General features: G+C 41.1%; 26 protein-coding genes and 1 pseudogene. 21 read left to right on the top strand and 6 right to left on the bottom strand.

The annotated features are described in order from the left end of the window. Positions 1–137 precede the first annotated feature (137 nt). The 7 genes from NST73_RS12520 (at position 138) to NST73_RS12490 (ending at position 7,306) form a co-directional block, all read left to right on the top strand. Positions 138–803, top strand: coding sequence for an O-methyltransferase (locus tag NST73_RS12520; RefSeq protein WP_024718364.1), 666 nt, complete (start codon positions 138–140; stop codon positions 801–803). Then, entirely contained in the window at positions 800–1,729 is a 930-nt protein-coding gene (locus NST73_RS12515; RefSeq protein WP_008342670.1) for a peptidase U32 family protein, read from the top strand. Before NST73_RS12520 ends, NST73_RS12515 begins: the two co-directional genes overlap by 4 nt. A gap of 20 nt (positions 1,730–1,749) precedes the next feature. Next, positions 1,750–3,018: a U32 family peptidase gene (locus NST73_RS12510; RefSeq protein ID WP_342473378.1), complete on the top strand. Its 1,269-nt coding sequence runs from the start codon at positions 1,750–1,752 to the stop codon at positions 3,016–3,018. A 7-nt stretch (positions 3,019–3,025) separates the two neighbouring features. Then, positions 3,026–3,658, top strand: a complete 633-nt coding sequence (udk, locus tag NST73_RS12505) for a uridine kinase (RefSeq protein ID WP_277518813.1) — start codon at positions 3,026–3,028, stop codon at positions 3,656–3,658. A gap of 648 nt (positions 3,659–4,306) precedes the next feature. Then, positions 4,307–4,780, top strand: a complete 474-nt coding sequence (gene greA, locus NST73_RS12500; RefSeq protein WP_007501433.1) for a transcription elongation factor GreA — start codon at positions 4,307–4,309, stop codon at positions 4,778–4,780. A 50-nt stretch (positions 4,781–4,830) separates the two neighbouring features. Next, on the top strand, positions 4,831–6,573 hold the full coding sequence (locus NST73_RS12495; RefSeq protein WP_041090892.1) for a penicillin-binding protein 2: 1,743 nt from the start codon (positions 4,831–4,833) through the stop codon (positions 6,571–6,573). Between the two features lie 67 nt (positions 6,574–6,640). Then, positions 6,641–7,306, top strand: a complete 666-nt coding sequence (locus tag NST73_RS12490; protein WP_017367687.1) for a YrrS family protein — start codon at positions 6,641–6,643, stop codon at positions 7,304–7,306. Positions 7,307–7,442: 136 nt separating this feature from the next. On the opposite strand, the gene NST73_RS12485 is transcribed toward NST73_RS12490, so the two are convergent. Next, the gene (locus NST73_RS12485) at positions 7,443–7,649 is read right to left on the bottom strand and encodes a YrzA family protein (RefSeq protein WP_024718362.1); all 207 of its coding nucleotides are present in this window, start codon (positions 7,647–7,649) and stop codon (positions 7,443–7,445) included. Positions 7,650–7,836: 187 nt separating this feature from the next. On the opposite strand from NST73_RS12485, the gene NST73_RS12480 reads away from it, so the two are divergent. The 7 genes from NST73_RS12480 (at position 7,837) to NST73_RS12450 (ending at position 12,714) form a co-directional block, all read left to right on the top strand. Further along, on the top strand, positions 7,837–8,478 hold the full coding sequence (locus NST73_RS12480; RefSeq protein ID WP_017358093.1) for a class I SAM-dependent methyltransferase: 642 nt from the start codon (positions 7,837–7,839) through the stop codon (positions 8,476–8,478). Between the two features lie 15 nt (positions 8,479–8,493). Continuing rightward, complete coding sequence (gene mtnN, locus NST73_RS12475) at positions 8,494–9,189, top strand: 5'-methylthioadenosine/S-adenosylhomocysteine nucleosidase (RefSeq protein ID WP_144679901.1); 696 nt, start codon at positions 8,494–8,496, stop codon at positions 9,187–9,189. A 45-nt stretch (positions 9,190–9,234) separates the two neighbouring features. After that, positions 9,235–10,158 (top strand): cysteine synthase family protein, encoded by a 924-nt coding sequence (locus NST73_RS12470; protein ID WP_024718360.1) that lies wholly within the window; start codon positions 9,235–9,237, stop codon positions 10,156–10,158. A 1-nt stretch (position 10,159) separates the two neighbouring features. Continuing rightward, positions 10,160–11,308, top strand: a complete 1,149-nt coding sequence (locus tag NST73_RS12465) for a bifunctional cystathionine gamma-lyase/homocysteine desulfhydrase (RefSeq protein ID WP_327878395.1) — start codon at positions 10,160–10,162, stop codon at positions 11,306–11,308. A gap of 72 nt (positions 11,309–11,380) precedes the next feature. After that, positions 11,381–11,611 carry a YrhC family protein gene (locus NST73_RS12460; RefSeq protein WP_342467461.1) on the top strand — a complete coding sequence of 77 codons (231 nt, stop codon included), beginning with the start codon at positions 11,381–11,383 and terminating at the stop codon, positions 11,609–11,611. Positions 11,612–12,258: 647 nt separating this feature from the next. Continuing rightward, positions 12,259–12,393, top strand: a complete 135-nt coding sequence (locus NST73_RS12455; protein WP_008342648.1) for a YrzI family small protein — start codon at positions 12,259–12,261, stop codon at positions 12,391–12,393. A gap of 165 nt (positions 12,394–12,558) precedes the next feature. Beyond that, positions 12,559–12,714 (top strand): hypothetical protein, encoded by a 156-nt coding sequence (locus NST73_RS12450; RefSeq protein ID WP_223255651.1) that lies wholly within the window; start codon positions 12,559–12,561, stop codon positions 12,712–12,714. A gap of 43 nt (positions 12,715–12,757) precedes the next feature. On the opposite strand, the pseudogene NST73_RS12445 reads toward NST73_RS12450, so the two are convergent. Continuing rightward, a pseudogene (locus NST73_RS12445) lies at positions 12,758–12,832 on the bottom strand (YjcZ family sporulation protein); the annotation flags it as partial. Between the two features lie 318 nt (positions 12,833–13,150). Here NST73_RS12445 and NST73_RS12440 point away from each other — a divergent pair. The 5 genes from NST73_RS12440 (at position 13,151) to NST73_RS12420 (ending at position 19,123) form a co-directional block, all read left to right on the top strand. Next, positions 13,151–13,753: a methyltransferase domain-containing protein gene (locus NST73_RS12440; protein ID WP_017367683.1), complete on the top strand. Its 603-nt coding sequence runs from the start codon at positions 13,151–13,153 to the stop codon at positions 13,751–13,753. 425 nt (positions 13,754–14,178) lie between these two features. Beyond that, positions 14,179–15,393 carry a formaldehyde dehydrogenase, glutathione-independent gene (gene fdhA, locus NST73_RS12435; RefSeq protein ID WP_017367682.1) on the top strand — a complete coding sequence of 405 codons (1,215 nt, stop codon included), beginning with the start codon at positions 14,179–14,181 and terminating at the stop codon, positions 15,391–15,393. 277 nt (positions 15,394–15,670) lie between these two features. Then, positions 15,671–16,420, top strand: coding sequence for an SDR family oxidoreductase (locus NST73_RS12430; protein WP_047946483.1), 750 nt, complete (start codon positions 15,671–15,673; stop codon positions 16,418–16,420). A gap of 371 nt (positions 16,421–16,791) precedes the next feature. Further along, on the top strand, positions 16,792–18,012 hold the full coding sequence (locus tag NST73_RS12425) for an MFS transporter (RefSeq protein ID WP_047946482.1): 1,221 nt from the start codon (positions 16,792–16,794) through the stop codon (positions 18,010–18,012). Positions 18,013–18,082: 70 nt separating this feature from the next. Continuing rightward, positions 18,083–19,123 carry a 2,3-butanediol dehydrogenase gene (locus NST73_RS12420; RefSeq protein WP_008342621.1) on the top strand — a complete coding sequence of 347 codons (1,041 nt, stop codon included), beginning with the start codon at positions 18,083–18,085 and terminating at the stop codon, positions 19,121–19,123. A gap of 40 nt (positions 19,124–19,163) precedes the next feature. Here NST73_RS12420 and NST73_RS12415 read toward each other — a convergent pair whose 3' ends face one another. The 4 genes from NST73_RS12415 to NST73_RS12400 are packed head-to-tail and all read right to left on the bottom strand — an operon-like array spanning position 19,164 to position 22,230. Next, positions 19,164–19,877 carry an amino acid ABC transporter permease gene (locus tag NST73_RS12415; protein WP_041090876.1) on the bottom strand — a complete coding sequence of 238 codons (714 nt, stop codon included), beginning with the start codon at positions 19,875–19,877 and terminating at the stop codon, positions 19,164–19,166. A gap of 12 nt (positions 19,878–19,889) precedes the next feature. After that, a complete protein-coding gene (locus NST73_RS12410; protein ID WP_342499117.1) occupies positions 19,890–20,588 on the bottom strand; it encodes an amino acid ABC transporter permease in 699 nt (232 codons plus the stop codon). Continuing rightward, positions 20,585–21,445, bottom strand: a complete 861-nt coding sequence (locus NST73_RS12405) for an amino acid ABC transporter substrate-binding protein (RefSeq protein WP_039167149.1) — start codon at positions 21,443–21,445, stop codon at positions 20,585–20,587. The genes NST73_RS12410 and NST73_RS12405 overlap by 4 nt, the downstream gene beginning before the upstream one ends. Beyond that, the gene (locus tag NST73_RS12400) at positions 21,442–22,230 is read right to left on the bottom strand and encodes an amino acid ABC transporter ATP-binding protein (RefSeq protein ID WP_096881664.1); all 789 of its coding nucleotides are present in this window, start codon (positions 22,228–22,230) and stop codon (positions 21,442–21,444) included. The genes NST73_RS12405 and NST73_RS12400 overlap by 4 nt, the downstream gene beginning before the upstream one ends. A gap of 120 nt (positions 22,231–22,350) precedes the next feature. Between NST73_RS12400 and NST73_RS12395 the strand changes: the two genes are divergently transcribed. Both NST73_RS12395 and blaBPU read left to right on the top strand, forming a co-directional pair. Next, entirely contained in the window at positions 22,351–23,520 is a 1,170-nt protein-coding gene (locus NST73_RS12395; protein WP_041090868.1) for an acyl-CoA dehydrogenase family protein, read from the top strand. Between the two features lie 115 nt (positions 23,521–23,635). Beyond that, on the top strand, positions 23,636–24,424 hold the full coding sequence (gene blaBPU / locus NST73_RS12390; RefSeq protein WP_342499116.1) for a BPU family class D beta-lactamase: 789 nt from the start codon (positions 23,636–23,638) through the stop codon (positions 24,422–24,424). Positions 24,425–24,538 lie beyond the last annotated feature (114 nt).

Below are 24,538 nucleotides of genomic sequence, written 5' to 3'. Positions count from 1 at the left end.
ATAGGTTCGCAATTACCACATCTTTGTGGTAAAATATATCGGGTTGTTTTTACTTAGATGAACGAAAGATTGACGAGAAAGAGAGCTGCAGCAGGCAGGACTCTTCTTTTTCAGGTCATGAAGGAGCTAGACATATAATGACAATCGAAGATGATCAAATAAATGATTATATTGAAGATTTAATTGAGCCGAGTCCTAATGCCATCGCTCAATTAGAGGAGTATGCGAAAGAGCATCATGTGCCAATCATGGAAAAGGTGAGCATTGAACTGTTATTGCAGCTGCTTTCTTTGAAAAAACCGAAGAAGATTCTTGAGGTTGGGACAGCGATTGGCTATTCAGCGATTCGAATGGCAGAAGCTCTACCAGATGCTGAAATCTATACGATTGAGCGAAATGCGAAACGTTATGAGGAAGCGACACGAAATATTGAAGAATTACATTTCAAAGATAGAATTCACGTGTTTTTTGGCGATGCGATCGAATCAGCTAAAACGGTTCAGACGATGGCGCCCTATGATGTGATCTTCATTGATGCGGCAAAAGGCCAGTATCAACGCTTTTTTGAGCTGTTTGAACCGATGCTGTCCGATGACGGAATGATTATTACAGACAACGTATTATTTAAAGGCTTAGTTGCGACAAATTATGAAGAAGAAATTGAAGATAAACGAAAAAAACAATTAATAGGCAAAATTGATCGATACAATCAATGGCTGATGTCAAATCCTGACTACCAAACGTGTATCATTCCGGTTGGAGATGGGATCGCTATTAGTACAAAAAGAGGTGACCAATCATGAAAAAACCAGAATTGCTTGTGACGCCAAGCAAGGTGTCGGATGTACTGCCGCTCATTGAAGCAGGTGCTGACGCATTTTTAATAGGTGAACAAACATATGGAATCCGTCTTGCAGGTGAGTTTTCAAGAGAAGATGTGAAACAAACGGTTCAACTTGCACATGCACATCACAAAAAAGTATATGTCGCCATGAATGCGATTTTTCATAATGACCGTGTGGCACTGCTTGGAGATTATTTAACCTTTCTCGATGGGTTAAACGTGGATGGTGTCGTTTTTGGAGATCCGGCAGTGATCATGGCCGCAAAAGAAACAGGTGTCAACTTGAATCTGCACTGGAGTACAGAAACAACTGGGACAAACTATTACACTTGTAACTACTGGGGCAGAAAAGGCGCAACACGTGCTGTTCTTGCCAAAGAACTCAATATGGATAGCGTGATTGATATCAAAGAAAACGCTGAAGTGGAGATTGAAATTCAAGTCCACGGCATGACCTGTATGTTCCAATCCAAACGGACACTTGTTGGCAACTATTTTGAATATCAAGGCAAACAAATGGACGTGGAAGGCAGAAATATGGAAGAAGGTCTATTCCTTCACGACCAGGAGCGTCAAAACAAATATCCTATTTTTGAGGATGAAAATGGCACACACATTATGAGTCCAAATGATGTATGTATGATTGATGAATTAGAAGAATTTGTCGACGCAGGCATTGACTCATTTAAAATTGACGGAATTTTAAAGTCACTTTCTTATATGACAGAGGTGACATCCCTCTATCGAAAAGCCATTGATTTACTAGTGACTGATAAGGAAGCCTATGAAGATCAGAAAGATGAATGGGTGGAGCGTATTGAAGAGATCCAGCCTGTCAACCGTTCAATCGATACAGGGTTCTTCTTTAAAGAAACGGTTTATTAAGATAAAAGGAGGCAGAGGAAATGGCACTTTTAAAAGATGGAATTTCTGAAGTGATCGATGGAAAACGTGTCATTACAAAAAAACCAGAACTGCTAGCGCCAGCAGGAAACTTAGAAAAACTAAAAATTGCTGTGCATTATGGAGCAGACGCTGTTTTTATTGGCGGGAAAGAATTTGGACTTCGTTCAAATGCAGATAACTTTTCAATCGAAGAAATGGCAGAAGGTGTCGCATTTGCGAACAAATACGGTGCTCGTATTTATGTGACAACGAATATTTTCGCCCACAACGAAAACATGGACGGGTTGGAAGAATATCTTCAAGGGATTGAAGGAGCGGGTGTAGCGGGAATTATTGTCGCTGATCCACTCATCATTGAAACATGCAAACGAGTAGCTCCAAAGCTTGAAGTTCACTTGAGCACACAGCAGTCACTTTCAAATTGGAAAGCGGTGCAGTTTTGGAAGGAAGAGGGGCTTGAGCGTGTGGTCCTTGCACGTGAAACAAGCGCCCTAGAGATTAAAGAAATGAAAGAAAAAGTGGATATTGAAATCGAAACGTTCATTCACGGGGCCATGTGTATTGCTTATTCTGGCCGCTGCGTGCTCAGTAACCATATGACAGCGAGAGATTCAAACCGCGGGGGCTGCTGCCAATCTTGCCGCTGGGATTATGATCTTTATAAACTAGAAGGCTCTAAGGAAGCGCCTTTATTCAGTGAAGAAGACGCACCATTTGCGATGAGTCCAAAAGATTTAAAACTCATCGAATCCATACCGCAAATGATTGAAATGGGAATTGATAGCTTAAAGATCGAAGGACGAATGAAGTCCATTCATTATGTAGCAACAGTTGTCAGTGTCTATCGTAAAGTCATTGATGCTTACTGTGCGGATCCAGACAATTTCGTCATTCAACAAGAATGGCTCGATGAATTAGACAAATGTGCCAACCGTGACACGGCTCCTGCCTTTTTTGAAGGTGTACCAGGAACGGATGAACAAATGTTTGGCATTCACGGAAAGAAAACGACCTTTGATTTCGTCGGTCTTGTACTTCATTATGATGAACAAGAACAAATTGTCACATTACAGCAGCGTAATTTCTTTAAAGCTGGCGACGAAGTTGAATTTTTCGGTCCAGAAATTGAAAATTTCACATGCAAGATTGAGACGATTTGGGACGAAAAAGGGAACGAACTCGATGCCGCTCGTCATCCACTGCAAATTGTGAAATTTAAGCTTGATCAAAAAGTATACCCTAGCAACATGATGAGAAAGGGGAAATAACCGGCACATGGGGAAAAAACCAGTGGTGATTGGAATCGCTGGCGGCTCGGGTTCAGGTAAAACGAGCGTCACCAATTCCATTTACGAAAAATTTAAAGGACATTCAATCCTCATGCTTCAGCAAGATTTATATTATAAAAATCAAAGTCATATGCCATTTGAAGAGCGCCTGCTGACCAATTATGATCATCCGCTTGCATTTGACAATGACCTGATGATTGAGCATGTAGAAGCGCTGCTAAAGTACGAGTCCATTGAAAAACCAATTTATGATTTTAAACTAAACACACGTTCAGAAGAGACGGTACATGTTGAACCCAAAGATGTCATCATCGTTGAAGGAATCTTTGTCCTTGAAAATGAACGTCTAAGAAACTTAATGGATATTAAACTGTATGTGGATACAGATGCAGATCTTCGGATCATTCGCCGTATTTTACGTGATACGAAAGAAAGAGGTAGATCGATTGATTCCGTGATTGAACAATATGTATCTGTCGTCAGACCGATGCACAATCAATTCATTGAACCGTCAAAACGATACGCGGATATCATCATCCCAGAAGGCGGTCAAAATCATGTGGCCATTGACCTCATGGTGACAAAAATTCAAACGATTCTTCAAAACCGCGGAGAGTAAATGGTGGAGAAGAACAAAGACCTTTACGACGTAAAGGTCTTTTCAACATCATGCTCTTGTAGTCAATACTTTAGTAATGGCTAGTCCGAAATCATCGGTGAGCATTGTAAGAAGCAGTCCTCTGAATAAAAGATTTGATATGATAGGAAAACAATGCTGCGAAATGGAGACAGGAAAATCACGATGGGATGCTGAAAGTTTCAGTTATTCCTGCTTTGTAAAAGTATATTAAAAAAACGACAAACAAATCATCACAAATTTTCAAACAATTCTTGATCAAAATGCAATTTTGTAATAATATAGCATAGACATATCGTACACTGACCATATTATGTATTGGAAGATGGAGAATGGATAAGCTATTCTTCTACATATGATCGAAATGGCCGAACGAGGTACAGGAGCTTCCTGTGCCTTTCCACAGTTTGTGCGATGAAGATAATATATCATCATGAGACCGCTGCTGTTCCTGCCTAATAAAAAGGCATAATAGTTGCATCTAAAAGGGACGCCATGTAAGATGGACTTTTACGAATATGGGACAGAAGGAATGAGGGCCGGAATATGTCCTCATTCTTGTATATTTCAGTCGTCACTCACATGCAGAAAGCTTGTATGATGAGGATTAATAGAAGGAGTGAATGATTCATGGCACAAGAGAAAGTATTTCCAATGACAGAAGAAGGAAAGCGCAAATTAGAAGAAGAGCTTGAATATTTGAAAACGGTTAAACGTAAAGAGGTTGTAGAGCGTATTAAAATCGCTAGAAGTTTTGGAGACCTCTCTGAAAACTCGGAATATGATTCTGCTAAAGAAGAGCAAGCGTTTGTAGAAGGTCGTATTACAACGCTTGATAATATGATTCGTAATGCCAAAATTATTGAAGATGAAGGTAACTCAAATATTGTTTCACTCGGTAAAACGGTGACATTCGTTGAATTACCGGACGGTGAAGAAGAGTCTTATACGATTGTAGGAAGTGCAGAAGCTGATCCGTTTGAAGGCAAAATTTCAAACGATTCTCCAATTGCAAAAAGCCTTTTAGGCAAACAAGTAGACGACAAAGTCACGGTTCAAACACCTGGCGGAGAAATGTTCGTCCAAATTGTAAAAATTTCATAATTACGTTTATACGATCAACACCTCGTCCACAATAGGGACGAGGTGTTTTTATGCTGAAAACAAGAAGAATCCAATGGACAGGTGTCATTATTTTTATCTTATTGCTCGGTCTCCTATTTAGACTAGCAGAAATTCAGTTGTTTTTCACAGAATCTTTTTCAAAGCTTGATATTAATTTGATCCAAGAAAGTGTCAGGCAGCGGACAGAAGAAGTAGTCATTTCAGACGGACGCGGCGAATTTTTAGATCGAAACGGCGAGGCACTTCTCACAAAAGAAGAGCCTGCGGTCATCATATTTCCTTTCCTACAATATGACCTCCCTCACTTAAAACAAACCGCTTCTATACTTGAGATGGAAGAAGATGAATTGAAGAGCCAGCTGACAGAAACGAAGAAACCACTCATTTTAAAAGATGATATCACGAAAAAAAAGCTAAAAGACATCAATGATATGAAATATTCAGGTGTTTACGGCGTATATATGAAAGAGAAGGACAAAAAAAGACTTGCCCTCCACACATTAGGTTTCACAAGCGAGAATCCAGAACTCTTGAGAAAACGTTATCCGGACAAAAAAGAGCTTTCAATCCGCACTGAGATCGGTACATTCGGTTTGGAAAGTACATTTGACGAATTTCTATTACCAGAGCAAGACACAAAATTGTTATATCATGTGGACGGAAGGGGAAACCCTTTGTTTGGGATGGACGTCAAATATACAGCAGAAGCTCATTCGTTTTATCCGCTGCAAGTGCAGACAACCATGGACGAAGACATGCAAAGGGAAATGGAGAATGTTCTCAAAGCACAAGGTGTTGAAAAAGGCGGAGCGGTTCTGCTCGACATTCAAAATAGCAGTGTGCTGGCGATGGCGAGTGTTCCAAATGTGACCAGCAAAAACCGGCATGAGGCAAGAAATTACATGCTGACCGCAATGGCTCCCGGTTCTGTATTTAAAACGGTCGTACTTGCCGCAGCGATTGAAAAAAACTTGAACCAGCCACAAACGATGTATGATTGTCGAAAGAATTTATATGGAGAGCCAGAAGGAAAGCAGGAAGTACTGAATCTGTCTGAAAGCTTTGCGCAAAGCTGTAATTATACATTTGCGACACTCGCTGAGCAGCTCATCCAAACAGATGATCAAATCCTTGAAAAGACAGCTTCAAAGCTTGGGCTTGTGGATCGAGCCGGCTGGGAAGGGGATGTATACCATAAGCAACAATTCAAACAGTTTGATCGTGAAGAAACAGGCAGTGTGTGGGGAGATAAAAGAGACAAGCATGTCAAAAAAGCCATTGCGCAAACGGCGATTGGTCAAAAAAATGTCAAAACAACCCCCTTACAAATTGCCAATATGATGGCAACGATTGCAAGGGGCGGAGAACGAAAAGAAGTGAGGATTGCAGATAAAGTGATGTATCAAAACGGAACAACGATGCTATCCTTTCAAAACAAACGACCTGATGGTGACAGTATTGACCGCTATACAGCTCAAACCTTGCAAAAGTACTTAAGGCAGGTGGTGACGTCTGACAAAGGAACAGGAAGAAGATTTCAAGACCTGCCGTTCCATATAGCAGGGAAATCAGGCACTGCCCAAACCGGCAGCAAAGATAAACAGGGGAATCCACTTTATCACAAGTGGTTTGCCGGATACTTTCCGGCAGAAAAACCAACATACGCTCTCGTCGTTGTTCACCTTGATGAGGCAAGTGGCCGGGCTAAGACAAATGAAGCGTTTTATGATATTGTAAAAAAGGTCAATGAAATTGAAAAGAAACAGACATAGAACATCCCTTCATGTCATGTTAGAATAGTAACGACTTAGGGAACAGAGGCAAAGGAGTGCAGAGATTTTGAGTAGAAATTCTCGATTTGAACATCGTGATAAGCGCAGAAAGGCGAATATGGTGCTTAACATATTAATTGGTATCGTTGTGGTGCTTATTTTGGTTGTCGCATCGAGTTTGTTAATTTTTAATAAACCGAAAGATACAAATGTAGCAGACGAACCATCCAAAACAGCACCTGCATCGAGTGAAAATAAACAAAACTCAGAAGAAGATGTGAAAGATCAAAAGAAAGATACATCCGATGATGCGGATGCGAAAAAAGACGATTCATCTGACAAAAAAGACGATACAAAGAAAACAGATGATGAAGAAGAGCCAAACAAAGATGCGTTAAAAGATGCCACAGAAACAGATGGCGGTAAAACAAGTGACGTAGACAAAACATATGAAAACGATAACTGGGAGCCTGTAGGAACAGAGCAATCGGGATCACATACAGCAACCTATGATGCTAACTCAAAAGACTGGAAAGAAATGATCAAAGCCATGTCCTATGCGACAGGAATCTCAGAAGATCAAATGACTGTTATTTGGTTAGGAAATAACGGAGGACCTCAAGATGCAAAAGGAACCATCCGTGATAAATCAACAGGTGAACGCTACCGTGTAGAAATTACGTGGGTGGACGAAAAAGGCTGGAAACCTGTGAAGGTTGAAAAATTAAAATAAAAAAGATGCATGCAAAAAGGCTAAAATGAACTTCATTTTAGCCTTTTTCTTCTTTTCAGCGTGATAGAAAACCTTTGCAGTCTAGGAAGGACTAGCACCGGCGCACAGACCTGACTGCCTATACGCTGATCTTTTTTTATGAGACATTCGCTTTAAAATGAACAACTGCTGTATACAAAATCTTATCATCAATGACAGTCGTTTGATGACTCACAGAATGAACAGTCAGCAAGATCGCCTGATTATGTTCAATTTGTTTTTGGATCTTTTGTTCAAGCTCTTTTAAAGACGTTGCTTCAAAAAATTCAATTTTGTCCTTTAAAAAATCCAGTTGAAAATCCATTTCATTCATCCCTCCATGCTCTAGATTCATCATAATCTCTCCCATTCAAAAGGGCAAATATTTTTCCACCCCACTCAGTATTTTTTAGTAGGAAAGAATCAGAAGATGTGGTAGGATAGGAACTGTTCGACGGAATAAAACATACTATACGGATAGGAATAAATAGATAAAGTGGAGGGAAAGAAAAATGGGACGTGAGTTTCTTTCTTTATTTGATCATTGGGCTGAATCTTATGATGACACTGTAAGTGGTCATGACGAGCAGTATAAAGAAGTGTTTCGCCGGTATCCGGCCATTCTAAAAGAGATTACTCGCCGTGCAGGTCAACATGTCATTGAGTTTGGAAGCGGCACAGGAAACCTAACGGCGGCACTGCTTCAAGCAGATAAGAAAGTGTTTGGCGTTGAACCTTCAGAGGCCATGAAGAAAGCGGCTCTTCAAAAAGGAATACCAAATGTATTTCATGACGGAGATTTTTTATCGTTTCCATCCCCACCTTTTGAGCCTGATACGATCGTCAGTTCATATGCTTTCCATCATTTAACGGACGAAGAAAAAAAACAAGCCATTCACACCTATGGCAACATCCTTCCCTCAGGTGGTAAAATAGTCTTTGCTGATACAATGTTTCAAAATCAAGCAGCACATCAAGCTGCAACGAACAAAGCGAAAGCCGCTGGGTTCGATCAGCTTGCAGAGGATTTAGAAACGGAATATTATCCATCCATAGGTGTGTTAAAGCAAATCTTTGAAGAAGAAGGTTTTAGCACATCTTTTCATCAAATGAATGATTTTGTGTGGATCGTAGAAGCGAAGAAAAGGGAATGAAAGGATGTTTTTGATTTGAAAATCGCAGTGATAGGTGCAATGGAAGAAGAAGTGACGATTTTAAGAGACCAACTAAAGAATGCCACACAAGAAAACATCGCTGGGTGTGAATTTACAACAGGTGTTTATGAAGATAAAGAAGTGATTTTATTAAAATCAGGGATTGGAAAAGTAAATGCAGCGGTCAGCACAACACTTCTGCTTGACCGCTTTCAGCCAGATTATGTGATCAATACAGGATCAGCTGGCGGTTTCCATCACTCATTAAATGTAGGTGATATTGTCATCTCTACTGATGTTAGACATCATGATGTGGACGTGACGATCTTTGATTACGAATATGGACAAGTGCCAGGATTACCAGCTGCTTTCATCGCAGATGATCAGCTTGTGAAGCTGGCAGAGGAATCTGCTTCAGAAATCGATCATATTCAAGTGGCAAAAGGAACGATTGCAACAGGAGATTCATTTATGGATGATCCTAGTCGTGTCGCGTTTGTGAGAGAGAAATTTCCAGAGCTGTATGCAGTGGAAATGGAGGCAGCAGCAGTTGCGCAAGTTTGTCATCTATTTGAAACGCCATTTGTGGTCGTTCGAGCGTTGTCAGATATTGCTGGGAAAGAATCCAATATCTCTTTTGATCAATTTCTAGAGCAAGCAGCGATTCACTCAACAGACCTTGTCCTGCGTATGATAAAGCAAACACAATAAAAGAAGGGGTTTCCCCTTCTTTTCCATACAAAGGAAGGGATTTATATGGCTGTCATACATGATATTACGGAATTAATTGGCCACACACCGCTTTTAAAACTGTCAGGGATGGGTGTGCCGGCAGGTGTTGATGTTTATGCAAAACTTGAAATGATGAACCCAGGCGGAAGTATTAAGGATCGCTTAGGTGATATGCTGATTAAAGAAGCGCTGGCATCGGGCAAACTGCGCCCAGGCGGAACCATTATTGAAGCAACTGCAGGAAACACAGGCATCGGGCTTGCGCTAAGTGCAAGAAAACATCAATTGCATCCGATCTTCTGTGTACCAGAACATTTTAGTCAAGAGAAACAACAGCTCATGAAGGCGCTTGGTGCAGAGATTATTCATACACCAAGAAAAGATGGGATGAAGGGTGCGATTGATCGAGCCCTTGAACTAGAGGCAAGCCTTGACAATGCTTATTGCGTCTTACAATTTAAAAACCAAGTAAATCCATTGACTTACTATAAAACGCTCGGGCCAGAAATATGGTCTGACCTCCAAGGGAACATAGACGTGTTTGTAGCAGGAGCGGGCTCTGGCGGAACGTTTCAAGGCTGTGCTGCCTATTTAAAAGAGCAAAAAGAAGCGCTAAAAACAGTGATCGTGGAACCAGAAGGATCTATTTTAAATGGCGGAAAGCCGGGACCGCATAGAACGGAAGGAATTGGCCTTGAATTTATTCCAGATTATATGGAATCGACTTTATTTGACGAGATTTATACCGTCAGTGACGATGATGCTTTCCGAATGGTGAAAGAAGCAGCTGAAAAGGAAGGTGTTCTGCTCGGAAGCTCTTCTGGAGCCGCTCTATTTGCCGCTTTAGAGGAAGCGAAAAAGGCATCACCTGGGACAGTGATCGTGACCATTTTTCCTGATAGCAGTGAACGTTATCTAAGTAAAGGTATTTATGAGGGAGGAAAATAAAATGAAGCCAAAAACAATGATGATTCATAGTGGAATCACTGGTGATGAAAAAACAGGAGCGGTGTCGGTTCCTATTTACCAAGTCAGCACCTATAAGCAGCCTAAAGCAGGCGAGCACACTGGATATGAATATTCCAGAACTGCGAATCCAACAAGAACAGCACTGGAAACAGTCATTCGTGATCTTGAAGGCGGGGCAAACGGCTATGCATTCGGTTCAGGGATGGCTGCAATTACAGCTGTGATGATGCTGTTTAACAGCGGAGATCATATCGTACTGACTGACGACGTGTACGGCGGAACCTATCGTGTGATGACAAAGGTGCTCAACCGGATTGGCATTAAAGCCACATTTGTAGACACAAGTGATCCTGAAGCGGTGAAAAAAGCAATTTTACCAGAAACAAAAGCCGTCTATATTGAATCACCAACCAATCCATTGCTGAAAATGACCGATCTACAAGCCATAAGCCGGATCACAAAAGAAGCTGGCATCTTGATGATTGTCGATAATACGTTTTTTACCCCATATTTTCAAAAGCCGATTTCATATGGGGCTGACATTGTCTTGCACAGTGCCACAAAATATTTAGGCGGCCATAGTGATGTGGTGGGCGGACTTGTCGTGACAGCTACTGAAGAGCTTGGTGAAGAACTGCACTTTGTTCAAAACTCTACAGGCGGTATTCTTGGACCGCAAGATGCGTGGCTTCTAATGCGAGGGATGAAAACGCTCGGACTAAGAATGGAAGCACATCAACAAAACGCACAGAAAATTGCTGAGTTTTTAGAACAGCATCCTGCGATTACACGTGTCTATTACCCAGGTTTAACCGCTCACCCAGGTCATGAGCTTGCAAAAACTCAAGCAACAGGCTTTGGCGGTATGATTTCTTTTGATATTGGAAAAGAAGAAAATGTCGACGTGTTTTTAAGCCAATTGAAATTGTTTACAATCGCAGAAAGCCTAGGGGCGGTTGAAAGTTTAATCTCTGTTCCTGCTCGCATGACCCATGCATCCATTCCAAAAGAGCGCAGAGAAGAGCTTGGTATCACAGATGGTTTAATCCGTATTTCTGTCGGTATTGAGGATATTGATGACTTATTACATGATATTGAACAAGGGCTCGACGCAGTAACGAATGGATAGATTTACATGCCCCTCGCTTTCTCTCACTATGGTAAGCTATCAATAGACATTGATAACGGGAAGGTGAATCAAGTGAAGAAAAAGTGGGATGGTTTAGTGACAGATTACAAGCAATACGCTTTTATTTTGCTTGCTGTCAGCACCTTTTTATATATTGGTACGATTTTACCGAATCAGCAACTGCCAGCATCACCAAAAATGCTGATGCTGGCAGTTGATTGTGTTTTCCTATTGGCTGCTTTCCTTTGCGTGAAACGTGCGATCTTTTTTCAAAAAAAGCTACAAGAACTAGATGAAGATTAAGCAAAAAGTCTCCTCATATGATGAGGAGACTTTCAGCGTGTAGACAAACCCTCGCATTCTTTGTCAGTCCTGCGTGCCGGTGCTCACGAATGTCAAATTCGCTCCGCGCCGGTACTGGTCCTTCCTAGAATTCAAAGGTTTTCTATCACGCTGAAAAGAAGACAAAGGGCTAAAATCAAGTTCATTTTAGCCCTTTGTCAACATTCTGAAGTTTCCTCATGTGATGAGGAGACTTTTTTTAATTGCACTGGATAATCGGACAAGAATCACTGTAGAAATTTAGTCAAACACACAAAAATCATCTAATTTACTAAAAACAGGTTTACAAAATGGTGCTTGCTGGATATACTTACAAAGTAATTAAAAACGTAAAGGAGGCTGAAGAATATGTTATTCGTATCTACTTGTGATCAATTCAACAACCAATTTCATCATGTCATCAGCCTGTGGAAGAGCTCGTGTCCTTCCTTTACCTTTTACGGTTCACGCTACAAAACTGTTTAAGTAAACGAGGATTTCACGTATCATCCATCGCAGGTTAGAAGACACTGTCTTTTGATCTGCATTTTTGTGTGCCCGCAGGTCAACTGATAAAGAAGATCTGCGGGCTATTTCGCGTGCTGCGAACTGAAGGGAGGTGAGCGTATATGACAATCCATTTATTTTTTATTACTTTGACGATCCAGCGTAAATACAAGGACATTGAAACCGTTCTTTATGAACAACAAGTCGAAACGTTTTATGAAGAAATGAAGCAGAAACAACTAAAGTACATGAACTAAAAAGGACAATAAAAACATGAAAAGGAGGAGATTGACATGTTTATGATGCTTGCAATGCTTGATTGTTATACAAGGGAGAAGGACCAGGTTTAGACACGCTCCACATTGATCACCTGCACATATGATAACCGTAAAAGGAGATTGTGAGGTGATCAATGAATGTCGATGTCACCATATATGAGGTTTCCGTCAGTGGGGCACGGGTATGCGTCTATTCCGCATTCTTTAAAGCACGGGTACGGCAATCCATACAGAATGCAAAGAGAGCAAGAAGAAATGCTCAGACGCTATATGTACAATTATCCAACCTATTGGTATTAAAGAAAAGGAGCAGGAAACGTTATCGTTTCCTGCTCCTTTTACATTAGCAAATCCAGCTTGCACCGATGATGATTAACAAAATGAACAGTACAACAAGCAATGCGAATCCGCCTGCAAAACCGCCACCGTAGCCACCGCAGTAGCCTCCAGAATAACCGCCAAAGCCCATAATCTAGCACCACCTTTATCTAATCAAGATACATTCATAAAATATGCAGCTCATGCAGAAAACGAAATCAATCTGAGCACAATTAATGAAAATGCCTATTTGTTTAAATATTTTTCATTACGTGCGAAACATTTTCAGAAAAGGTGCCGTCTAATAAAAGACAAAGAAATTAGGACTAGGTCTTAACTTTTGTTAGGCGAGAGCCGATATGAAAAGTAAGAAAATTCGTAAATAGTTTTATTTACTGGTGCAAAGCAGGTGTTGACATTGATTCAAAGCTGGATTGGAAAACAAATGAGGGAACCAAAGGGCTTGTTCTCAAAATGGGTTGCCCGCTATATGGAGAAAAATCATCATAATATCAATCAATGGACGATTCAACTCTTAAATATACAAGAAAACGACCGGATTTTAGAAATTGGTACTGGAAGAGGTATGACATTATCTAAAGTAGCGGAAAAACTTGATCGAGGGAAAGTATATGGAATCGATGCTTCGCGTCATATGGTAAAATACGCGAAAAGAAAACATAAGAGGCTTGTCGAGCAGGAAAAAGCCGTTATCACACTTGGAAAAGCTGAGCAATTACCTTTTGAAGACAGATCATTCAATAAATTGTTCACAGTGCAGACCATCTATTACTTGCCAGATATCGAACAAGTCATGAAAGAGGTATATCGTGTTCTTCAAGTGGATGGAGAAGTATTCTTATCTTTTCAAAAGCAGGAACTAATGAAGGAACAAAAACGCTCACAGTCTCTTTCAACGTACAGTGAAGAAGACATCAGCTGTCTTTTTTCAGCGTATCACTTTAGAGACGTCTCTGTTTACCATTATGATACATACATCTGTATCAAAGCCTTAAAATGATGAAAATATTTCCCAGGTAATGAACAAGCACTCAAAAAAAGGCTCTTCGCCAGAAGGGCCTTTTTTGCATGTGGGAATTGATCATTCATCAATAAAAAAGACTCTTCACAAGAAGAGTCTTTTGCATTCATTTCATATGTAGGGGCCAGCCAGGTGTGTAAGGAATGATAGTATATATAAGGAATTTGTTTGTCGATTAAGGATACCTGTCTGGCTTATTCCTTATATCGACAATGTTCTGCAAATGTTTAGCTTTTTTTTCAATATTTTCTTTTTTATTTGACTGGAAAATACATTTTTCTCTCCTAGATAGACATTTGTCACTTATTTTTTGAGTCAATGTGCGGTTAAAAGAAGGAAAAAGCCCGAGAAAGAGAGAATTTTGGAGAGACTTCATTTTTAAACAAAAAGGGAGGAATGAAAACATGTCGGGAAACAAAGGTGTCGTTTACAAAGGAGCAGGAAATGTAGCAGTTGAGGATATTGGATACCCTGATTTGGTTTTAAGGGATGGCCCTGGTGTACCTAAAGCCAATGTTGGACGTAAGTGTGAGCATGGCGTCATTTTAAAAGTGGTGACAACAAACATTTGCGGGAGCGACCAGCACATGGTAAGAGGGCGTACAACTGCGCCTGAAGGACTTGTCCTTGGTCATGAAATTACTGGTGAAGTCGTTGAAGTTGGACGAGATGTAGAGTTTATCCAAAAGGGTGATCTCGTATCAGTTCCATTTAATATTGCCTGTGGTCGCTGCGTCATGTGTAAAGAACAAAAAACCCATGTGTGTTTAAATGTGAACCCCGATCGACCTGGATCAGCTTATGGATATGTAGATATGGGCGGATGGGTTGGCGGCCAATCAGAGTACGTCATGGTGCCATATGCTGATTTCCAGCTACTCAAATTTCCGGACAAAGATCAGGCGATGGAAAAAATACTTGATTTGACGATGCTTTCTGATATTTTCCCGACAGGTTTTCATGGTGCGTATTCGGCTGGCGTAAAACCAGGCTCTACTGTCTATATTGCTGGTGCAGGGCCAGTAGGTCTTGCAGCAGCGCATTCCGCTCAGCTCCTTGGCGCTTCTGCTGTCATCGTCGGCGATCTCAATGAACAAAGGCTCGAGCAGGCGAGAAGCTTTGGCTGCGAAACGATTAATTTACGAAAACATGATCGAATCGGTGAACAAATGACAAACATCCTTGGAGAGCCAGAAGTCGACTGTGCGGTCGATTGTGTCGGTTTTGAAGCTTCGGGTCATGGAGATCAAGGAGAAGCACCAGCCACCGTTTTAAATACAATTATGGATATTACCAAAGTTGGCGGTAAACTTGGAATTCCAGGACTTTACGTCACAGAAGATCCAGGTGCTGTGGATGAAGATGCAAAAGTTGGATCTCTGAAAGTGCGAATTGGACTTGGCTGGGCCAAAGCCCATACCTTTGTGACAGGCCAAACCCCTGTCATGCAATATCACCGCAGCTTGATGAAATCTATTTTAAGCGGAAGAGCACAAATCGCCAAAGCCGTTAATGCGACAGTCATTTCCCTTGATCAGGCCCCTAAAGGATATAGCGATTTTGATTCGGGTGTGGCGAAGAAATTTGTGATTGACCCGCATGGCATGATTTCTAAATAATGATCCATCGAAAAAAACTTACAGGATTTTTCCTGTAAGTTTTTTGTGTTTTTAAATATAAAAAGGTGTTGCTATTTCTGATGCATTTCATGCTAAAAGCACAATCATCATAAAAGATTATGAAGATAACAAGTATTAAAAAGTGCCTCACTTGCTTTATTAGGGCCTAATGGTGAAGTAATTGATTGGCATGGTTCAATAAGTTGACTAGGTATCATGTATACATGAGTGGTATGATAGACGACAACATCTCAAGAGAGAAAGGATAGGATAAACGATGAACTTTCACAATAAAACAGTTGTCATCACTGGCGCAGCCAATGGAATTGGTGAGTCGATCGCGTATGGCTATGCGAAAGAAGGGGCGCGTGTTGTGCTTGCGGATATTGACGAAGAGAAGGGCAAGCGCTTGGAAGATCAGCTGAAAAAGGAGTCCTTTGAGGCTTTTTTTAAAAAGACGGATGTGAAACAAGAGAAGGGTATTCAAGACATCATGTCGGCTGCTGTGGCTCGTTATCAAACGATCGATATTCTCATCAATAATGCAGGGGTTATGTGTACAAAATCGCCTTATGAGCTAACGGTTGATGAGTTTGATCATGTGCTGCATACAAACCTACGAGGTGCTTTTTTATGTGCAAGGGAAGCGGCACGTTATATCAAAGAGAATCCAAACGGCGGTTCCATTGTGAATATTTCATCTACCCGTGCGACCATGTCAGAGCCTCATACAGAAGCGTATGCTGCATCAAAAGGCGGGATATCAGCACTTACTCATGCGCTGGCTGCTTCTTTTAGTCAGGATCACATAACAGTAAACAGCATTTCCCCTGGATGGATTGAAACGAAGGATGAGAAAAGCCTGCGAGAAATTGACCATCAGCAGCACCTTTCCAATCGAGTAGGAACGCCAAAGGATATTGTCAAAGCTTGTTTTTATTTAACAGATGAAGACAATCAATTTGTGACAGGAACCGATTTGGTTGTTGATGGCGGCATGACTAGAAAAATGATTTATGCGGATTAACATGAAAAAATATTGACGCCTTGACGGAGGCGCAGTACAATATAGAACAATTCAGCTGAAGATCGTGATGAAAAAAAGATAAAGCGCAAATAGAGAAGAGTATGTAATGGCTGCCTCACACAGAGAACTCCGTGAAGCTGAGAAGGAGCTGGGAAGCGTTACAGAACCAAGCCTCTTAGCTCTGCACCGGATTCATTGTGATGGTGATGCAGCGGCATTCTCCCGTTATAGAGAAGGGTTAGCGATAACCTGCTAAGGTTCATCTGGTAACAGGTGAATGAACTGAGGTGGCAACGCGGAGTCAATCCCGTCCTCAAGACAGAAATGTCTTGGGGGCGGGATTTTTTTATGACAAAAAGGAGGGCACCACGATGAAAAAACATTGGCGGGATATGAGCATGTTACTTGGAGCGATTGGTATTGCGAACATAGGAGAATGGATTTATATAATTGCTCTCCATCTGCTGATTTTTCAGGAAACGGGCTCCGTTCTTGCTGTAACAGCCGTCTATATGTTAAGACCTGTCTCGGCTCTTTTAACAAATAGCTGGTCTGGTAGTTTAATAGATAGACTGAATCAGCGGAATGTCATGATCAGTCTAGATTTATGCCGGGCCATTCTGATTGCTTGTTTACCCTTTGCCTTATTTTCAGGCCACTTATTGATCGTATATGTGATGCTATTTCTCATTCATATGGCACAAGCCATGTTTCATCCAGCTTCGATGGTGTATATGACAGCACTAATCCCGGCGGATAAACGAAAACGGTTTAATGCCATTCGATCTTTGCTTCAGTCTGGTGGATTTTTATTCGGACCCGCCGTAGCAGGGTTGCTTTTTCTCATTGGTACACCAGTCCTTTCAATTTATGTAAATGCAATCTGCCTTTTGATATCTGCTGTTTTGACGATGTGTTTACCGATTTTGTCAAAAGTAGCCGGGGCACAAAAAGGCTTTTCTCTCTCAGTATTAAAGGAAGATGCAAAACTTGTGTTTCGTTTCAGTCTCTCATCCCGCCAAGTGATGGTGGTGTATTTATTATTTAGTGCCGCTATCACAGTGCTGCCGACTGCCATTGACTCACTTGAAGCAGCTTTTGCAAAGGAAGTGCTGATGTTGACCAATACCGAATATGGGTTTCTTGTCAGTGTAGCTGGAGCAGGGATTATCGCAGGGGCATGTCTCAATACGGTCATTGTCGAAAGGCTGCCTATCTCAGTGATGCTTGGTGCGGGAAGTTTGTTTGTGGCTTTTGGATACTTGATCTATGCTTTTTCAAGCACATTGACTGTCGCAGCAGCTGGCTTTTTTGTTCTCGCTTTCTTTTTAGCATTTGCAAACACCGGTTTTATGACTTTTTATCAAACGAATATCCCGGTAGAGGTTATGGGGAGAGTGGCAAGTTTTTATGCGTTATGTGAAGCTGTTCTGACGATGATGATGACAGGAATATGCGGCGCATTGGCGCATGTTTTATCGATACGTACTTCTGTCATGATTGGCTGCCTATGTATGCTTCTTATTTGTCTGTTGCTATGTTTTGTCATTTTTCGTCCATTGACTGTCAAAAAAATAGTGCATCTTACTTAGAAAATTAAAAAAATTATGTTATCATTATTTAAGTAAGTTAATTAAATTGATGAGAAAAGGAGTCTTACAAATGAAAGCACTACGCTGGCACGATCAAAAGGACATTCGACTAGAGGAAATTGACGAACCAACAGTTGCTCCAGGAAAAGTGAAACTGAAAGTAAAATGGTGCGGCATTTGTGGTAGTGATTTACATGAATATTTAGGCGGACCGATTTTCATTCCTGTGAATGAACCTCATCCACTTACAAAAGAAAAAGCACCCATTACACTGGGACACGAGTTCTCTGGTGAAATTGTAGAAGTTGGAGAAGGCGTGAGTAATTACAAAGTAGGCGATCGAGTGGTTGTTGAACCTATTTTTGCAACTCACGGGCACCAAGGTGCTTACAACTTAGATGAAAACATGGGCTTCTTAGGACTTGCTGGTGGCGGTGGAGGATTCTCTGAATATGTATCTGTCGATGAAGAATTACTTCATTTGTTACCAGACGAAATTTCATATGAGCAAGGTGCACTTGTTGAACCTTCTGCAGTTGCTTTATATGCGGTTCGTTCTAGTAAAGTGCAAGCTGGGGATACAGCAGCTGTGTTTGGCTGTGGGCCAATCGGTTTACTTGTCATTGAAGCATTAAAAGCAGCTGGTGCTACTGACATTTATGCAGTGGAATTATCAAAAGAGCGCCAAGAAAAAGCAAAAGAACTTGGAGCGATCATTGTAGATCCTTCTCAGTATGAAGATGTTGTTCAAGAAATCGCACGCCGCACAAATGGTGGAGTCGATGTTTCTTTTGAAGTGACAGGTGTACCTGTTGTATTGAAGCAAGCAATCCAATCAACTAGAATTTCAGGTGAAACAGTCATTGTAAGCATTTGGGAAAAAGGCGCAGAAATTATGCCGAATGACATTGTCATTAAAGAACGTACAGTCAAAGGAATCATCGGCTATAGAGACGTATTTCCATCTGTATTAAACTTAATGAGAAAAGGCTATTTCTCTGCAGATACACTCGTCACGAAGAAAATCAAGCTGGACGATGTGATCGAAGATGGCTTCCATGCATTAATCAATGAAAAAGATCAAGTGAAAATTTTAGTCAGTGCTGAATAAGTAGGACGATAAAGAGAATGGCAGATGCCGTTCTCTTTTTTTAACGTCCAAGAGATTTTCCGTACACGCTGACTCGTTTCTCTAACAAAGCAAAAGCGAGTTCAAAGAAAATACTAAGCATCCAATAGATCAAAGCAGAGACAAGATACGTTTCTAAAAATTTGTAGCCGTCATTTGCAATGATGCGAGAGATCCCCATGATTTCCAGTACACCAATTGTAAACGAAAGGGATGTGGCTTTTAACAGCTGAATGAGCTGATTCCCTAGGTTTGGCAGGGCAACCACAAACGCTTGCGGTAAAATAATGCGCATCATCGCCTGTCTGGTGGTCATGCCAACGATTTTCGCCGCTTCAAGCTGTCCTCTGTCTACCGCAAGGAGTGCGCTGCGGACCACTTCTGTTAAATGTGCGGCTGAATGCAGGCTGAAGGTGATAAGGGCAACGGTAAGTGGGGAGACCATATCCGGGTGAAAGGTCAACCCAAAAGTGCTATTCATTTTGGTCAGAACAAATGGAATGCCATAAAAGAAAGCAAACAACTGAACAATGAGAGGTGTTCCTCTAAAAAATGAGACATAGAGCGTGACCAGCTGGCGGAGCACAGGGATACGAAAGAGGCGAATGAAAGCAAAAACAGATCCAATCAAAAGGCTCACAGCCATAGAAACAAGTGCAATCAATAAGGTAAAGGGAACGCCTTTTAGAATATGTGGTATTTGGTCAATCGCAAATGATATATCAATGGTTTGCATCAAATCGCCTCCTTAGCGTGACAGGCTGGTGCGGCCTTTCACAAATTTTCTTTCCAGTAGCATCGTGATCAGTTCAATACTGATGCAAATCAGCCAATACACAACTGCAATGATGACGTACACTTCAAACATCCCTATCCCGTAGTTATTGCCTAGGATGATTTTGACCTGTCCCATCATATCAATGAGTCCGATTGTAAATGCAATGGCGGTATCTTTTACGAGATCAATGGTGTAATTTCCGAGGTTCGGAAGTGCAATGAGAAAGGCTTGCGGAATAATGATCCTCATTAATGCCTGCGTATCTGTCATCCCAACAATGTAAGCTGCTTCAAGCTGATCTTTCCCAACAGAGGAATATGCACTGCGAAAGACTTCAGATAAATAAGCGCCCGTATGTAACGAGAATGTGATCATCACAAATAACACACGATCCCAATGATTGATTTGAATTCCGGCCATGAGTAAAAGCTGAGGCAGGCCAAAATAAATCAGAAATAACTGAACAATGAGCGGCGTACTTCGTGTAAATGACAAATAAATGACCGCCAATTGTTTCAGCACTGGAATTTGTTTGATTCGAATGCAAGCAAACAGCAATCCGATGATGATGGCAAAAAACAATGACACCACAATCATCAGAAATGTGAGTGGCAGACGATCCACCACTTGTAAAAAGATTCTTAGCCAATCTCCAGCTGTAAACGTCATGGCGTTTCCTTCCTTTCTTCATATTGATAGCCTTGCTCTGATATATAGTCAATATCTTGAAAGAAATCAACGCCAAACCATTTCTTCGCAAGGTCAGGTAATGTTCCGTCTTCTATCATCTCTTGTGTCACTCGGTCCAATTGTGATGCTAGTTTCTTTTGACTAGGCTGTAAGACAAGATAAATAGGTTCCTTTGAGACAATGCCGCCCACTTTGACTTTCAGGTGAAGATGTTTTTGAATCGTATCAAAGGTCGAAATATTCATAAAAGCCGCATCGGACCGTCCACTTTCGACTCGTTTTAAATTGAGTTCGTTTGAAGGGCTTTCAATGGTCGTGAGCGGAATTTTCCGATCATTTTCTTCATTATATTGATTTAATATGGAACGAAGGCCGCCGCTAGGACTGACGGGAGCGAGCTTTTTTGATGTCATATCGTCTAGAGATTGAATATCTTGCTCTGATTCATTCACAATTAAACCTGTCATCGAATAGCCGTATGGAACCTTAGGATAAAGAAAGCGTTTTTCACGTTCAGGATTACTAAAAAACCAATTAGCCGCCATTTCAAATTTCCCAGCGCCGATCCCAATTAAATTGGATTCTTCCTCGCCAAAGATATAATCAAAATGAATGTGTGGCAAACGTTTCTCGACTTCATTTAAATAATCGATGTTATAGCCAATCGGCTCGTTGCGGTCATTTGTGGCTAAAAAAGGCGGATTGACTTCTGCGCTTAGTGCGACTTTGACAATTTGTCTGCCGTCATCTGTTGTCGTTTTCACACTGCTGCAGCCAATGAGAGAGAGGAGAAACAGAAGGATACTAGCGGCGGTGAATAAAGTCTTGCGCTTCATCTGTCTTCCTCCAATCCTTGCCACATCCCGCGATGAATTCTTGATAAAAATTGTTTCGTCCGTTCATGCTGAGGCTTCATCAAGACGTCTTCTGGTGAGCCTTTTTCAACGATTTCCCCATCTGCCATAAAGATCACCGTATCCGCTACATCCTTTGCAAACGAGATTTCATGTGTCACAATGACCATCGTCATGCCTTGGCTCGCAATATCTTTCATCATTTCAAGGATTTCTCCGACCATCTCTGGGTCTAGTGCAGACGTTGGTTCATCAAACAAAAGCACCGCAGGATTCATGGCAAGAGCACGGGCAATCCCAATCCGCTGCTGTTGACCGCCGGATAATTCACTTGGAAACGCATCTTTTTTATGAAGCAGCCCAATTCGCGTTAACAATTGCTCTCCGATTTTTTCCGCCTCTTTTTTAGACATGTTTTGAGACACAATCAATCCTTCTGTGATGTTTTCAAGTGCTCGTTTATTTTGAAACAAGTGATAATGCTGAAACACCATAGATGATTGCTGTCTGAGTTTTAGAAGATCTTTTTTTCGATATTGTTCAAATTGAATCGTGGCTTCTCCAACTGTCAGCGTTCCTTTGTCTGGGATATCAAGGCTGTTTAAACTGCGGAGAAGGGTTGTTTTTCCTGATCCGCTCGGTCCAATAATGGCGACCACTTCACCTTCGTGTACAGTGAAATCAATTCCTTTTAACACATGAGTTGACCCATAGGATTTATGTAGATTAGTAGCAGAAATCATAAAAGCATCACGTTCCTTTGACATATGTACTTAATATTGATAAAATTTAACACATTAAATCCTATAAGTAAAGTGTGTTTTAATAATACCTATTGGATAAATCGGATATGATAGATTGCGAGAAACAGAGGAGTTGGATACGTTTTGTCTAAAGCATTATTTGTCGATACAGATTTTCAAAAAAATTGGCTAGATCAACTAGAATCCCTTCGTGAAACGATCGAACAATCTGCAAAAGAACATGATGAGGGTGCCTATTTTCCTAAACAGAATATCGAATCATTAGTTAAACTGGGCTATACAACGTTGTCTCTGCCTGTTGAGTACGGGGGCGGGGGTCAATCTGTAAAGGATATGGTCCTTTTTCAAGAAACACTAGGAAGTATGGATGGAGCAACTGCCTTATCGATCGGCTGGCACCAAGGAGTTGTTGGTGAAATTTATGAAAAGAAACTATGGAATGAGAAGCAGCTGCAATTTTTTGCTGAAGAAATCAAAAATGGGGCTCTTGTGAACCGGGCCGTCAGTGAAGCGCAAACAGGGAGTCCAACAAGAGGAGGCAAACCTGGAACAACTGCAACGAGATCAGGAGATCAATGGGTGATCAGTGGCAGGAAAACATTCACAACGATGTCACCAGCACTCACATATTTTCTCGTCGGTGTATGGATCGAAGAAAAAGAAGCGATGGGCTTCTTCTTAATTCACCGTGATACAAAAGGTGTTTCTATAGAAGAAACGTGGGATGTTGTTGGCATGAGAGGAACAGAGAGCCATGATTTAATTCTAGATCATGTGGAAGTTCCAGATGACATGTTGGTTGAAGTGCAAAAAGGACCTCGGGGCGGTACGTTAAACCCTTGGATCGCACATATTCCTTCCTGTTATTTAGGGATTGCACAAGCGGCAAGAGACTATGCTGTTCAGTATGCCATCACCCATTCACCGAACAGTATTAGCGGAACGATTAGCGAACTGCCAAATGTCCAAACACTGATTGGCGAAATTGATTTACTACTAAAGCAAGCACGCCATGTCATCTATTCAACGACAACATTATATGAGCAGCCAGAGAAAAGAGAGCTGTTAATCAATGAATTCGGTGCTGTGAAGCATACAGTCGTTAATGATAGTCTGCAAGTGGTCGATAAAGCCATGCGTTTAGTCGGTGCAAAAAGCTTAAGCCTTAGCTGCCCGCTTCAACGTTACTATCGAGACATTCGTGCTGGCCTTCATAACCCACCAATGGACGATATGACGATTTCGAAAATTGCAAAGCAAGCGATAGAAGAGAAAAAATTGAACGTACAATAAACAGAAAGCCGGATAAAACCGGCTTTTTTTATTGAAAAAGAGGACGAGCGGCTCTTATTTCTGATCAGTCAGCATGCTACAATCGATTGCAATCATGAGCAAAGAGGGTGATTGTTTGCAAAAAAAGAAGATGAAATGGCTGATTGCTGGCGTGATGCTTGCAGCACTTTGTATGAGCAAGCCTGCATCAAGTGAAGGAACATCTCCAAAATGGTCCGTCGATGAATTCATGAAAGAGCAGGAAGGCACATTTGTGATTCAAGAAGTAAAAGAAAAATTACCATGGGTGTATAACAAAAAAAGAGCGAACAAGCGCTTTGCACCTCAATCAACGTTTAAAATAGCAAATGCCTTAATTGGACTTCAAACAGGTGCAGTTAAAGATGAATACGACATCAAATATTGGGACGGAGTAAAAAGAGAGATTGATAACTGGAATAAGGACCATACACTGGGCTCTGGCATGAGAGATTCAGTCGTCTGGTATTATCAAGCCATGGCACGTGACATCGGGGAAGAACGCATGGGCCATTGGATAAAAGCCATTCATTATGGGAATCAAGACATATCTGGCGGAATTGATCAGTTTTGGCTAAGCAGTACGTTGCGCATTTCTCCAGTAGAACAAGTCCATTTCCTTAAACAGCTATATGAAGAAAGTCTCCCATTTGACCTATCTGTTATGAGAACCGTCAAGCGAATGATGATACAAGAAGAAGAGAAACACGCCACGCTATACGGAAAAACAGGCTCCGGATCAGGCATCGGCTGGTACGCAGGCTTCATCAAACATGAAAACAAAACCTACATCTTCACCACAAATATAGAAGGCACCGGACTAGAAGCAAAAGAAATCACCTATCGTATTTTGAAAAAATATCATTTGGTAGAAGCATCCGTTTAGGATGCTTTTTTTATGAGTGAATTTGGGGATATATTGATAAAAAGATGATACTTGGTTTAGTTTGAAAGAATGATATATTTTTAGAAAAATATTGAAACGATATCTTAAATATAT

The sequence above is a fragment of the Bacillus sp. FSL W7-1034 genome, assembly GCF_038593365.1.
Lineage (GTDB): Bacteria > Bacillota > Bacilli > Bacillales > Bacillaceae > Bacillus > Bacillus altitudinis.
The sequence above is the reverse complement of the archived record's forward strand: the minus strand, read 5'-3'. Positions and strand labels throughout refer to the sequence as shown.

What these genes read in the sequence shown, in the direction of transcription:
- NST73_RS12520 (WP_024718364.1), top strand. Translation starts at nt 138, where the DNA reads ATGACAATCGAAGATGATCAAATAAATGATTATATTGAAGATTTAATT.
- NST73_RS12515 (WP_008342670.1), top strand. Translation starts at nt 800, where the DNA reads ATGAAAAAACCAGAATTGCTTGTGACGCCAAGCAAGGTGTCGGATGTA.
- NST73_RS12510 (WP_342473378.1), top strand. Translation starts at nt 1,750, where the DNA reads ATGGCACTTTTAAAAGATGGAATTTCTGAAGTGATCGATGGAAAACGT.
- udk (WP_277518813.1), top strand. Translation starts at nt 3,026, where the DNA reads ATGGGGAAAAAACCAGTGGTGATTGGAATCGCTGGCGGCTCGGGTTCA.
- greA (WP_007501433.1), top strand. Translation starts at nt 4,307, where the DNA reads ATGGCACAAGAGAAAGTATTTCCAATGACAGAAGAAGGAAAGCGCAAA.
- NST73_RS12495 (WP_041090892.1), top strand. Translation starts at nt 4,831, where the DNA reads ATGCTGAAAACAAGAAGAATCCAATGGACAGGTGTCATTATTTTTATC.
- NST73_RS12485 (WP_024718362.1), bottom strand. Translation starts at nt 7,649, where the DNA reads ATGGATTTTCAACTGGATTTTTTAAAGGACAAAATTGAATTTTTTGAA.
- NST73_RS12480 (WP_017358093.1), top strand. Translation starts at nt 7,837, where the DNA reads ATGGGACGTGAGTTTCTTTCTTTATTTGATCATTGGGCTGAATCTTAT.
- NST73_RS12470 (WP_024718360.1), top strand. Translation starts at nt 9,235, where the DNA reads ATGGCTGTCATACATGATATTACGGAATTAATTGGCCACACACCGCTT.
- NST73_RS12465 (WP_327878395.1), top strand. Translation starts at nt 10,160, where the DNA reads ATGAAGCCAAAAACAATGATGATTCATAGTGGAATCACTGGTGATGAA.
- NST73_RS12455 (WP_008342648.1), top strand. Translation starts at nt 12,259, where the DNA reads ATGACAATCCATTTATTTTTTATTACTTTGACGATCCAGCGTAAATAC.
- NST73_RS12450 (WP_223255651.1), top strand. Translation starts at nt 12,559, where the DNA reads ATGTCACCATATATGAGGTTTCCGTCAGTGGGGCACGGGTATGCGTCT.
- fdhA (WP_017367682.1), top strand. Translation starts at nt 14,179, where the DNA reads ATGTCGGGAAACAAAGGTGTCGTTTACAAAGGAGCAGGAAATGTAGCA.
- NST73_RS12430 (WP_047946483.1), top strand. Translation starts at nt 15,671, where the DNA reads ATGAACTTTCACAATAAAACAGTTGTCATCACTGGCGCAGCCAATGGA.
- NST73_RS12425 (WP_047946482.1), top strand. Translation starts at nt 16,792, where the DNA reads ATGAAAAAACATTGGCGGGATATGAGCATGTTACTTGGAGCGATTGGT.
- NST73_RS12420 (WP_008342621.1), top strand. Translation starts at nt 18,083, where the DNA reads ATGAAAGCACTACGCTGGCACGATCAAAAGGACATTCGACTAGAGGAA.
- NST73_RS12415 (WP_041090876.1), bottom strand. Translation starts at nt 19,877, where the DNA reads ATGCAAACCATTGATATATCATTTGCGATTGACCAAATACCACATATT.
- NST73_RS12410 (WP_342499117.1), bottom strand. Translation starts at nt 20,588, where the DNA reads ATGACGTTTACAGCTGGAGATTGGCTAAGAATCTTTTTACAAGTGGTG.
- NST73_RS12405 (WP_039167149.1), bottom strand. Translation starts at nt 21,445, where the DNA reads ATGAAGCGCAAGACTTTATTCACCGCCGCTAGTATCCTTCTGTTTCTC.
- NST73_RS12400 (WP_096881664.1), bottom strand. Translation starts at nt 22,230, where the DNA reads ATGTCAAAGGAACGTGATGCTTTTATGATTTCTGCTACTAATCTACAT.